The 10,936-nt window shown below is 65.3% G+C and carries 10 protein-coding genes; 7 read left to right on the forward strand and 3 right to left on the reverse strand.

Annotation, left to right across the window (positions count from 1 at the left end; all coding sequences use genetic code 11):
* The 3 genes from RT424_RS22755 to ybaK all read right to left on the reverse strand — a co-directional run.
* Positions 1 to 761, reverse strand: a 761-nt coding sequence (locus RT424_RS22755) for a sulfate ABC transporter substrate-binding protein (RefSeq protein WP_313442890.1), incomplete at its 3' end; no start/stop codon positions are given.
* Between the two features lie 267 nt (positions 762 to 1,028).
* Positions 1,029 to 1,880 carry a TauD/TfdA family dioxygenase gene (locus RT424_RS22760; protein WP_313442892.1) on the reverse strand — a complete coding sequence of 284 codons (852 nt, stop codon included), beginning with the start codon at positions 1,878 to 1,880 and terminating at the stop codon, positions 1,029 to 1,031.
* A gap of 120 nt (positions 1,881 to 2,000) precedes the next feature.
* Positions 2,001 to 2,474 (reverse strand): Cys-tRNA(Pro) deacylase, encoded by a 474-nt coding sequence (ybaK, locus tag RT424_RS22765; protein WP_313442894.1) that lies wholly within the window; start codon positions 2,472 to 2,474, stop codon positions 2,001 to 2,003.
* A 544-nt stretch (positions 2,475 to 3,018) separates the two neighbouring features.
* Here ybaK and RT424_RS22770 point away from each other — a divergent pair.
* Genes RT424_RS22770 through RT424_RS22800 form a run of 7 tightly spaced genes read left to right on the forward strand, consistent with a single transcriptional unit; the run spans position 3,019 to position 10,822 of the window.
* On the forward strand, positions 3,019 to 4,227 hold the full coding sequence (locus RT424_RS22770; RefSeq protein WP_313442897.1) for a MaoC family dehydratase N-terminal domain-containing protein: 1,209 nt from the start codon (positions 3,019 to 3,021) through the stop codon (positions 4,225 to 4,227).
* A 20-nt stretch (positions 4,228 to 4,247) separates the two neighbouring features.
* Positions 4,248 to 5,411, forward strand: a complete 1,164-nt coding sequence (locus RT424_RS22775; protein WP_313442900.1) for a CoA transferase — start codon at positions 4,248 to 4,250, stop codon at positions 5,409 to 5,411.
* Positions 5,408 to 6,595, forward strand: coding sequence for a CoA transferase (locus RT424_RS22780; protein WP_313442902.1), 1,188 nt, complete (start codon positions 5,408 to 5,410; stop codon positions 6,593 to 6,595). The genes RT424_RS22775 and RT424_RS22780 overlap by 4 nt, the downstream gene beginning before the upstream one ends.
* Positions 6,596 to 6,655: 60 nt before the next feature.
* Complete coding sequence (locus tag RT424_RS22785) at positions 6,656 to 7,534, forward strand: NAD(P)-dependent oxidoreductase (RefSeq protein ID WP_313442904.1); 879 nt, start codon at positions 6,656 to 6,658, stop codon at positions 7,532 to 7,534.
* Between the two features lie 13 nt (positions 7,535 to 7,547).
* On the forward strand, positions 7,548 to 8,498 hold the full coding sequence (locus RT424_RS22790) for an SMP-30/gluconolactonase/LRE family protein (RefSeq protein ID WP_313442907.1): 951 nt from the start codon (positions 7,548 to 7,550) through the stop codon (positions 8,496 to 8,498).
* 3 nt (positions 8,499 to 8,501) lie between these two features.
* Positions 8,502 to 9,347 (forward strand): MaoC family dehydratase N-terminal domain-containing protein, encoded by an 846-nt coding sequence (locus RT424_RS22795; RefSeq protein WP_313442909.1) that lies wholly within the window; start codon positions 8,502 to 8,504, stop codon positions 9,345 to 9,347.
* Positions 9,344 to 10,822: an aldehyde dehydrogenase gene (locus RT424_RS22800; protein WP_313442911.1), complete on the forward strand. Its 1,479-nt coding sequence runs from the start codon at positions 9,344 to 9,346 to the stop codon at positions 10,820 to 10,822. Before RT424_RS22795 ends, RT424_RS22800 begins: the two co-directional genes overlap by 4 nt.
* The last annotated feature ends 114 nt before the right edge of the window (positions 10,823 to 10,936 follow it).

The raw sequence follows: 10,936 nt of genomic DNA on the forward strand, positions 1-10,936 counted from the left end.
GGTTCCGCGAGGATCGAGATGGACGGCACCACGATCTCGAACTTGCCCGCGCCCAGCTTCTTCTCGGCCAGCAGCGCCTCGTTCTCCCAGGCGAGGAGAACGTCGCCGATGCCGCGTTCCACGAAGGTGGTGGTGGCGCCGCGCGCGCCGCTATCGAGCACCGGAACTTGCGCGAAGAGGCGCTTCACGTAAGTCTCGGCCGCAGCGTCGGAGCCGCCGGCCTTGCGGCCATAGGCCCAGGCCGCCAGGAAGTTCCAGCGCGCGCCGCCGCTCGTCTTCGGGTTGGGGGTGATCACCTGCACGCCCGGCTTCACCAGGTCGTTCCAGTCGCGAATGCCCTTGGGATTGCCCTTGCGGACGAGGAACACGATGGTCGAGGTGTAAGGCGCGCTATTGTCGGGCAGGGCCTTCTGCCAGTCCGCCGGGAGCAGCTTGGCCTTGTCGGCGATTACGTCGATGTCATAGGCGAGCGCCAGCGTGGCGACGTCGGCTTCCAGACCGTCGATGATCGCGCGGCTCTGCTTGCCCGACCCGCCGTGGCTCATGCGGAAGGTCACGTCCTGGCCGGTCTTCTTCTTCCAGTAAGCCGCGAATGCCGGGTTCACGGCCTGATAGAGTTCGCGAGTCGGATCGTAGGAAACATTGGTGATCTCTACCGAGTTGCCGGACTTGCCGCCCGAGCAGCCCGCCAGCGAAACGGCAAGGACACCGGCGCCGGCCAGCGAAAGGAACAGGCGGCGATGGAGTGTTCCGGCATTCATCGTGTCATGTCTCCCGTGAGGTGGCCCATGCCTAAACTCAATCCATTTGGTTGACATTAAATATGTCATTGCAGGGTGGCAAGGATACCTTTTGGCGGAGGCCGGCAGTAAGGTTGACCTCGCCTTTTGGCCGCCGCGCTCGCTATTTGGCCCCCTTTCACTATTTGGATCGTAGGCATTCCAGGGGTTTGCACGAGGATCGCCGCTCCATCCCGATTTTTCAAGAGCCTGTGCTTTCCGGCGGCACCACTCGAACGGGGAAGAAGTTCAGGCGAGCGCGCTGCCCGCGATGGTGATGCGATGCATTTCGCGGCGATGGCCGTGATAATCGTTGTAGGCATAGTGCCAGGTCGCGCGATTATCCCAGAAGGCGATCGAGCCTTCACGCCAGTGGAAGTCTTCCTGGAAGTCCGGCCCGCTGCAATGGGCGTAGATTTCCTGGAGCAGATCTTGCGAACCCTGTTCCGACAGGCCCTGGATATGCAGGGTGAAGCTTGGGTTGACGTATATGGCGCGCTTTCCGCTGAGGGGATGGGTGATGATCACGGGGTGGACCGGGTCATCGAGCACGTCGGCGGCCGCGGAGTTGCCGATGCGACCGTCGCTGCGGGTGTCCTGAACCGCCTCGTAGGCAACGGCTTTGCTGCCGAAGACATGCCGCGCGGAGTGGACGGCCTTTCGGCCTTCCAACTGCTGCTTCAACCGCTGCGGCAGCGCATCATAAGCCGCATACATGGAGGCAAATGCAGTCGCGCCGCCTTGGGGGGGAAGTTCGCGCGCGACCAGGATGGAGCCGAGCGCCGGTTCGAAGTCGTAGGAATGATCGGTGTGCCAGCCGCCGCCGATATTGTGCTGCTGATCCGGCTCCTTCACCACCAGCGCGATTTCCGGATGATGGGGATGGGCGGCGAAGAAGCGGTTGATGTTGATCGGGCCCCACGCACGGGCAAAGGCGATGTGCTGCCCTTCGCTAATGGACTGGTCGCGGAAGAAGATGACGCCGTGTTCCGCGAAGGCGGCGCGCACTTGCTTCAGTTCGTCTGCAGACACGGGATTCGAGAGGTCGATACCAAGGATTTCTGCGCCGACGCGTCCATGCTTGCGGATTTCGATGGTCATCCAAGTCTCTCCTTGCGGGTATCCTGTCTCCAGTTGTCAACTTATTTGGTTGAGTTTATCCGGTCAATCGGAGAGAGCGACCGGCGTCCAGAACTTAAACTGTGGCGGATGAAACGCCAGCTATGCCGCGACGTCGCAGAGCACGGCGTCCAGCAATTGCCGGGCGTCATCGCCCTGAAGCCGCACTTGCAGCCCCCGCTGGCCGCCGTTCAGGAAGATCGCGTCCCACAGTACCGCCGTTTCATCGAGCGCCACCGGAACGCGGCGCGTCTGGCCGAAGGGACTGATACCGCCGATCTTGTAACCTGTAAGCCGTTCCGCGTCGGCGGGCTTCATCATCGTCGCGGCCTTGGCACCGAAAGCGGCGGCGGCTTTCTTCATCGAGACTTCGCCGCTGCTCGGCGCGACGATGCAGGCAGGCTTGCCGTCGGCCAGGATCATCAGCGTCTTGAACACCTGTCCGGGATCGGCGCCCAAGGCGTGGGCTGCCGCCACGCCGATGCTGTCGGCGGTGGAATCGTACTCGTAGGCGTGCAGGCTGAAGGCAATCCCGGCCTGTTCGAGCGTCCTGGTCGCGCGGGTCGATTGGGCCACTTTCTTCTCCTTGCCCAGTGAAATAGAGCAACCCAAGGCAAGAACCAAGAGCCTGCAAAGCACCTGCGATTGTATCCGCGAAGGAGACAGTCTGTTGCCGGGCGAGCGGCTAGTGGAAGTTCCAGGGACGCCGTAGCCGCGCAGGATGTGCAGCATCCCCGGCCAGCCGTTTTCCGATCCGAAGCGTCCCGGGCGCGGGCCGTACTCGTGAGCGGGGCGATCGCGCGGTCCAGAGCCGCGAAATTCGGGGTGGCCGAGGCGGTTTTTTCGCTGAAGTGCCTGCTGGCGCCGAGGCTGGCGGCAAGCAGGGGCGATCCGCAGGACTGACAGCGGCCTTCCGGGCCGGCGTCAACCCTCCATAACAATGCATTCTGCGACGGCGCCACGCGCGCTCGCTGCCGGTATAACGCGCCCGCGATCAATGGTTCCCGCGCATCGCTCCTGACTGGACCCAAGTTCGGACCCGAAATAATGCATTATCCATCGTGATGCACATGCGGTGGGGGCAAGCCCTTGTCCGCCGGGAAAAGGGATCTCAACAGACATGGCTACCATCACCAGCGAGAAGGAAGTCGGCGCCGCACCGGCAGAGGGCAAGATCACGCCCGAGGCGATCAAGGCGGCCGAGAACATGATCGGCATGCAGTTGCGCCCCGAAGGTCCGTACCTTCAGGATGCGACCGAGGACACGATCCGCAACTTCTGCAACGGCATTGGTGATCTCAACCCGCTCTACCGCGATCTCGAAGTTGGCCGCCTGACGCGCCATGGCTCGATGCTGGCCCACCCGAACTTCCCGATGGCATTCGGCTGGGTCGGCCGCACGCGCTGGGGCCTGCCGGGCGTCCACGGTTTCTACGCCGGAAACGACTGGGAGATGTTCCGCCACATCCGCCCCGGCGACCGCATCAACGCGATCGAGCGCGTCGTCGGCGTGGACGTGAAGGAAAGCCAGTTCTCCGGCACGCTCGTGCTTCAGTATGTCGAAGCGAGCTACTACAACCAGCGCGGCGAACTGGTCGCCCGTGCGCTCGGCACCTGCACCCGCCACGAGCGCAAGGCCGCGCGCGAAGCCGGCAAGTACGCCGACATCAAGACCCATGAATATACGCCCGAGGAGTTCGAGAAGATCGACAACGCGATCCTCGACGAAGAGAAGAACATTCGCAGCGGCAACGTGCGCTATTGGGAAGAAGTGCAGGAAGGCGAAGTGCTGCCAGAGATCGTGCGCGGCCCGCTCAGCCTGATGGACACCATGGGCTTCCTGGTCGGCTGCGGCCGTGGCCACACGCACGGCGTGATCTTCAAGAACGCCGTGAAGCACCCCGGCCATTTCTTCCGCAACCCCGAAGCGGGTGGCGGCATCGAATACACCGGCATCGGCCACCACCGCGAATCCACCGCCAAGGAAGTGGGCGTCCCCGGCGTCTACGATTACGGACCGCAGCGCTCGGCCTGGATGGCCAGCCTCATCACCAACTGGATGGGCGACGCCGGCTTCCTGAAGCGCATCCGCACGCGCATGAGCCGCTTCAACACCATGGGTGATTGCACCTGGGCGCGCGGCACCGTGACGCGCAAGTACAAGAAGGACGGTTTCGCCCTCGTCGATATCGAGATCAAGGGTGAGAACCAGCGCGGCGAACTGACCACGCCGGGCCTGGCGACGGTGGTGCTGCCTTCGCTCGATCCGCAGACCAAGGTCTTCGTCGATGGCTCCGGCTTGGATCTCGAACTGCCGGTGGTTCGCTGATTTCAGCGGGGGCACTGGCGGTGGGAACTCCTCCTCTCGATGGGCTTCGGGTCGCCGTCCACGCTTCGGGCGTGGCGGCGGCCTACGCGGCACGCCTGCTGGGCGTGCAGGGGGCCGAGGTGGTCTTCGTCGAACCGCCCTGCGGTTCGGCCTTGCGCAGGGAGCCTCCATTCCTTGCGAAAGGAGAGGGAACGAAGCCCACCTCGGCCCTTTTCGCCTATCTGGCGGCGGGCGCGCGCAGCATGACTTGCGATCTGGCGACGGGCGAGGGTCAGGCTGCGCTCGGTGCCCTGCTGAGCGAATGCGACATCTTTATTGACGATTCCCTGCGTGCGGGGCGGCGGGGCCTGAGCCTGGACGAAGCGGCGCTTTCCGCGCGCCATCCGCAGCTCGTCCACGTCTCGGTCCTGCCCTTCGGCGCGCATGGGCCCAAGGCCGACTGGCAGGCGAGCGAGATCACCGTCCAGCATGCCTCGGGCGAGGGCAACCTGCTGCCGAACGGGCTTTCGGTGGAGCTGTTTCCGGACCGTGCGCCGGTAAAGATCGCCGGGCATTTTGCCGAGATGCAGGGCGGCATCGCCGCTGCGCTGGGGGCGCTTTCCGCGCTCTGGGTGAGGGGCGAGGTGGGCGGTCAGTTCGTGGATATTGCCAGCCAGGATGCCGCGCTGGCGGTGGGGGCTTTCGCGATCCAGCGGCTTGGCGACGGCTCCATCGAACACCGGGTGGAGCGGTCCTTCCGCTATGGCGGTGTGATCCCCTGCGCGGACGGCCATGTCGAACTGCTGACCCTGGAACAGCGGCAGTGGGACGGTCTGGTCAAGCTGCTGGGCAGCCCGGAATGGGCGCTCGATCCGGCGCTCTCGGATAGCCTTGAGCGCAGCCGGCGCGGGCCGGAGATCAACCGCCACATCCGCGCATGGGCGATCGTGCGCAAGGTGGACGATATCGTGGCCGAGGGGCAGAAGCTGTCGGTGCCGATCGGCCGCTACAAGACGCCTGACGATATCCTGCGAGGGGCCCAGGAGCATCATCGCGGCCTGTTTCAGCCCGTCCCGATTTCGGAAGTCGGTCTGGTGAACATGCTGGTCTCGCCGGTTCACATAGACGGCGCCACCCTGTCGCTGCGCGGCGGGCCCCCCGAATTGGGCGAAATGAACAAAGTGGGCGCCGAGGTGCTGTCATGACGCTGCCGCTGAAGGGCATCCGCATCGCCGATTTCACCGTGCATAACGCCGGCCCGTTCTGCACGCAGCTGCTCTCGCAGCTTGGCGCCGAAGTGGTGAAGGTGGAGAGCGCCATGCGCCTTGACGCCTTCCGCAAGCCTCACCCGGTTTACGGCCGCATGGGGCCGGCGACGTTCGATCAGGTCGCGTCCAACAAGTTGTCCGTGCGCATCAATCTGAAGAAGGCGGAGGGCGCGGCGCTGGCCAAGCGGCTCGTTGCCGTGTCCGACATCGCGGCGGAAAGCTTTCGTCCCGGTGTGATGGACCGGCTGGGGCTGGGCTTTGCCGCGTTGCAGGCGGTGCGCCGCGATCTGGTGATGCTGTCGGTCTCCTCCTCCGGACAGACCGGGCCGGACAGTCACTTTGCCGGCTATGCTCCGCTGTTCGGCGCATGGGGCGGATTGGGCGAATTGACCGGCTATGAGGACGGGCCTCCGGTGGAGATGCGTCACGTGATGGACCACACCGTGGGGATGAACGCCGCCGTGGCGGTGATGGCGGCGTTGCATCGCCGCCGGGCGACAGGCGAGGGCGGGCATGTGGACGTGGCCGCGCGGGAAGTTGCCGCGTCGCTGGTGGGGGAGGCGCTGTTGCTGGCCGCCGCGGGAGGAGAGGTCCGGCGTGCCGGCAACGATCATCCGCGCATGGCCCCGCACGGCGTCTATCCCTCGGCCGGGGAGGATCGGTGGATCGCGATCGCGGTAGAGAGCGATGCGCAGTGGCAGGCGCTTTGCAGCGTGACCGGGATGGCGGCCGAGCCACGTTTTGCGCGGGAGGCGGATCGTCATGGCCATCGGCGCGAACTGGATGCGCTGGTTTCGGCGTGGACGGCAACGCTCCCCGCAGAGGACGCGGTGCAGCGTTTGCAGGCGGCCGGCGTGGCTGCCCATGCGTCCTGGACGACGCCGGAGATCGTCACCGATCCGCATTTGCGGGCGCGGGGCGCCATCATCAAAGTCACCGAGCCGGACGGCAAGCGCCGCGCCGCCGTGGGCGTGCCGATGCGCCTTTCGAAGGGCGCGGAGATCGGCATCGCACGTGGCACGCCGGCGCTCGGCGAACATGAGGATTATGTCTACGGCGAACTGCTGGGCATGGGCCGCGACGAGCGCAAGGCACTGGAAGAGGCCGAAGTTATCTGGTGAGATGGGCGCGAAGTACCTGAAAAAGATGCGCCTGAAAAACATATTGGGGACTTTGGGAAGATGAGTGAGACGGCACCGACCTTGGGCTTCATCGGCCTTGGCGTGATGGGCGGCGGCATGTGCGCGAACGCGGCCCGAAAGCACGCGGCGCCGCTCCATGCCTTCGACATGAATGCGGAAGCGCTGGCCGTGCAGGTCGGCGGTGGCGCCGTGGCGGCGGGATCGGTGGCGGACGTGGCGAGGGCCGCGACAGTGATCTTCCTCTCGCTGCCCGGCGGCAAGCAGGTCCGCGCGGTGTGCGAGGAGATTGCCGAGCACGGCTCGGTGGGCTCCGTGGTGATCGACCTTTCCACCACCAGCGTGGCCGAGGCGCGCGAGGTGGCGCAGCTTCTTTCGGCAAAGGGCATCGCCTTTGCCGATGCTCCGGTGGCCCGCACGCGCCAGGCCGCGATCGACGGCACGCTCTCGATCATGGTCGGCGCGGGGGAGGAACTCTACACGCGGATCGAGCCGCTGCTGCGCTACATGGGGTCGGACGTCACCCGCTGCGGCGAAGTGGGCTGCGGGCAAGTTGTGAAGCTGATCAACAACACCTTGCTGTTCGAACAAGTGGCCGCGCTGGCCGAGATGTTCGTGGTGGCGGAACGCGCGGGCGTCGCTCCGGGCAAGCTGGTGGAGGCGGTTTCGCTCGGCTCCGGAGACAGCTTTGCCCTGCGTAACCATGGGCTGAAGGCAATGGTGCCGCGCCGGTTTCCTGAGAAGGCGTTCCCCGCGCCCTATGCGCTGAAGGACTTGGGTTACACCATCGAACTGGCCGAGCAGATGGGCGTGGAGCCGCGCCTGCCGCGTCTGGCTGCCGAATACTATCAGGCGGCGGTCGATGCCGGGATCGGCCAGGCCTATTTCCCGGCGATCATCGAAGTCGTGGATCCGCGTTGAGAGGGAGAGTCCCATGGAACTGCGCAAGCTGGAATACCGCGTCGTCACCGATGGCCTGATCTTTCCCGAAGGCCCGATCGCCATGGCTGATGGATCGGTGCTGGTGGTGGAGATCAAGGGTGCCCGCCTGATCCGCGTTCAGCCGAATGGGACCAAAAACGTCGTGACCCATCTCGGCGGCGGGCCGAACGGCGCGGCGATCGGCCCGGACGGGGCCTGCTATGTCGCCAACAATGGCGGCTTCCACTGGGTCAGTGAGGATATCCAGGGCGTGAAGGGCTACAACCGCCCGCACGGTCGCGCGGCGGACTATACCGGCGGCGGCATCCAGCGCGTGGACCTCGACACCGGCGAAATGACCACGCTCTACACGCATTGCGACGGCGTGCAGATCAATGGCCCGAACGACATCGTGTTCGATGCGGCGGGCGACATGTGGTTCACCGATCACGGCAAGACCTATGACCGGGTGATGGACTGCGGAGTGGTCTACCACGCGGCAGCGGACGGTTCGTGGATTCGGCAGGCGGCGTTCCCGCTGGTGACGCCCAACGGCTGCGGCCTCTCTCCGGATGAGAAGACGCTCTATGTCTCCGAAACCGAGACGGGGCGGCTGTGGCAATGGCCGATCACGGGTCGTGGCGAGCTGGGTCGAATTGCATGGCCCTCGCCCAATGGCGGAACGATGCTGGGGCAGGCGACCGGTTACCAGCGCTTCGATTCCATGGCGCTCGAAGCCAACGGCAATATCTGCGTCGCCACGCTGGTGACCGGCGGCATCACCGTGTTCTCTCCGGAGGGCGAGAAGCTCGAATATTGGCAGGGGCCGGAGCCCTATTGCACCAACATCTGTTTCGGCGGGCCGGACATGAAGACGGCGTGGATCACCGTATCCGGGCACGGACTGCTGATCGCCGTCGACTGGCCGCGCGCCGGGCTGCCACTGCTTCACCAAAGGAACTGACAAGTGAGCGAATTCGAAGACTGGATCGGTCGCAGCCAGAGCGTGATCGACGTGCTGGAACCAGCGCGCAGCAATGCTCTCGATGTCGCATTGAGCGGCGAGGGCGGGGGCAAGACCGGCGATCCGCTTCCGCTGCTGCACCACTGGCTCTACTTCTGGGACGTGAAGCAGCCGCAGGGGCTTGGCGTCGACGGGCATCCGGCAAAGGGTGGGTTTCTGCCGCCCGTGCCGCTGCCACGCCGCATGTGGGCAGGCGGGCGCGTGACTTTCGTGAAGCCGCTGCTGCTGGGGCAGATCGTCACGCGGACCTCCACGATCACTGCGATCAAGGAAAAGACCGGCAGCACCGGCCGTCTCGTTTTCGTGACGGTGCGCCACGATCTAGACGCCGGACAGGGCGTCGCAGTGAGCGAGGAGCAGGATCTGGTCTATCGCGAACCCGCCTCTGCCATGCTGCCCACGCCGGTCGCCGCGCCTGCGCCCGATGCGGTGTGGCGGGAGGAAGTGATCCCGGATTCGGTGCTGCTGTTCCGCTATTCGGCGCTGACCATGAACGGCCACCGCATCCACTACGACCGTCCCTACGCGATGGAGGAAGAGGCCTATCCGGGCCTTGTGGTCCACGGACCGCTTCAGGCGACGCTGCTGGTCTCGCTCGCCGCGCGCCATCTGGATGCGCCGGTTACCGGCTTCGATTTCCGAGGGCAGCAGCCCGCTTTCGACGGCGTGCCGCTTCATGTCTGCGGGCAGGCGACCGAGGGTGGTGCCGAAGTCTGGACCCAGCAGGGCAAGGGCAGGAATATGGTCGCCACCGTGCGAACAGCGGTGCTGGCAGGAAACCCGCAATGACCGAGACTTACGGCCTCTTCATCGACGGCACGTGGCGCCCCGCTTCGGACGGCGGCACGCTTCCGGCGATCAATCCCTACGACCAGTCGGTCCATGCCGAGATCGCCGTCGCCACGGCGGGGGACGTGGAAGATGCGATCTCCGCCGCCCGCCGCGCTTTCGACAGCACATGGAGCAAGACCACTCCCGGCGAGCGCGCGAAGCTGCTGAACAAGGTGGCGGACCTGCTGGACGCCGATGCCGATCGCATGGCTCTGCTGGAGACGACCGACAACGGCAAGGTCATCCGCGAAACGCACAACCAGATGGGCTATGCGGCGCGCATCTTCCGTTACTACGCGGGCTGGGCGGACAAGATGCACGGCGATGTCGTGCCGCTGGACCAGAAGGACACGCTGGATTTCGCGATCCGCGTGCCGTTCGGCGTGGTGGCGGCGATCACCGCGTGGAATTCCCCGGTGGCGATCCTGACCAATACGCTTCCCGCAGCGCTGGCGGCGGGCAACTGCGTGATCCTGAAGCCCAGCGAACATGCGTCCACCACGACACTGGAAGTGGCGAAGATGTGCGAGAAGGCAGGCTTCCCCGCCGGTGTCGTGCAAGTCGTCACCGGCGCGGGCGATGTCGGCCGCGTGCTGACCGAGAGCGCCCGCGTGGACAAGATCAGCTTCACCGGCAGCCCCGGCGTTGGTCGCATGATAGCGCAGGCAGCGGGTGCGAACCTGAAGCCTGTGACGATGGAACTGGGCGGCAAGTCGCCCAACATCGTGTTCGACGATGCCGATTTCGACCGCGCGCTGATCGGCGCGCTAGCGGGCATTTTCGGCGCCACCGGGCAGACCTGCATCGCTGGATCGCGCCTGCTGGTGCAGCGCGGCGTCTATGACCGCATGGTCGAGGGGCTGGCCGCGCGCGCCAAAATGATCCGCATGGGCGACCCGCGCCTGCCCGAAACCGAGATGGGCACGGCCGCCAACCAGCCGCAGTTCGAGAAGATCCTCTCCTTCATCGAAGCCGCCAAGGGAGACGGCGCGCGCCTTGTCGCGGGCGGCGGCCGGGCGGAAGGTCCGGGGCTGGAGAAAGGCTTCTTCATCGAACCGACCATCTTTGCGGACGTGCGCAACGACATGAAGGTCGCCGCCGAGGAAATCTTCGGCCCGGTTCTTTCGATCATCCCCTTCGAGGACGAGGAGGCGGCGGTGCAGATCGCCAACGACACGCCTTACGGGCTGGCAAGCGGCATCTGGTCGGAGAACATCAGCCGCTGCCTGCGCATGATGCGCGCGATTCAGTCGGGTGTGGTCTGGGTCAACACCTACCGCGTGGCGGCCCCGCAGGCTCCGTTCGGCGGGATGAAGAACTCCGGCTTCGGACGCGTGCGGGGCGAGGCGGGAATCCAGGAGTTCACGCAGACCAAGAACGTCTTCATCGATTTTTCAGGCGACCGTCGCGATCCCTTCTCGATGAAGTTCTAGACGCTCATACTTTTCCACAAGGAGCCGGGGCGGTGTGGAAAACTTTCTATAAAAACGGTTTGACCGAATCATGGGTGGGTCTTAGAGGGCCTCTCACCGCAGCGGAGCAGACGC

The sequence above is a fragment of the Novosphingobium sp. genome (assembly GCF_032093395.1).
Taxonomy (GTDB): Bacteria; Pseudomonadota; Alphaproteobacteria; order Sphingomonadales; family Sphingomonadaceae; genus Novosphingobium.

Coding starts and splice junctions, on each gene's coding strand:
- RT424_RS22760 (WP_313442892.1), bottom strand. CDS start 1,880: ATGACCATCGAAATCCGCAAGCATGGACGCGTCGGCGCAGAAATCCTT.
- RT424_RS22770 (WP_313442897.1), top strand. CDS start 3,019: ATGGCTACCATCACCAGCGAGAAGGAAGTCGGCGCCGCACCGGCAGAG.
- RT424_RS22785 (WP_313442904.1), top strand. CDS start 6,656: ATGAGTGAGACGGCACCGACCTTGGGCTTCATCGGCCTTGGCGTGATG.
- RT424_RS22790 (WP_313442907.1), top strand. CDS start 7,548: ATGGAACTGCGCAAGCTGGAATACCGCGTCGTCACCGATGGCCTGATC.
- RT424_RS22800 (WP_313442911.1), top strand. CDS start 9,344: ATGACCGAGACTTACGGCCTCTTCATCGACGGCACGTGGCGCCCCGCT.
- RT424_RS22780 (WP_313442902.1), top strand. CDS start 5,408: ATGACGCTGCCGCTGAAGGGCATCCGCATCGCCGATTTCACCGTGCAT.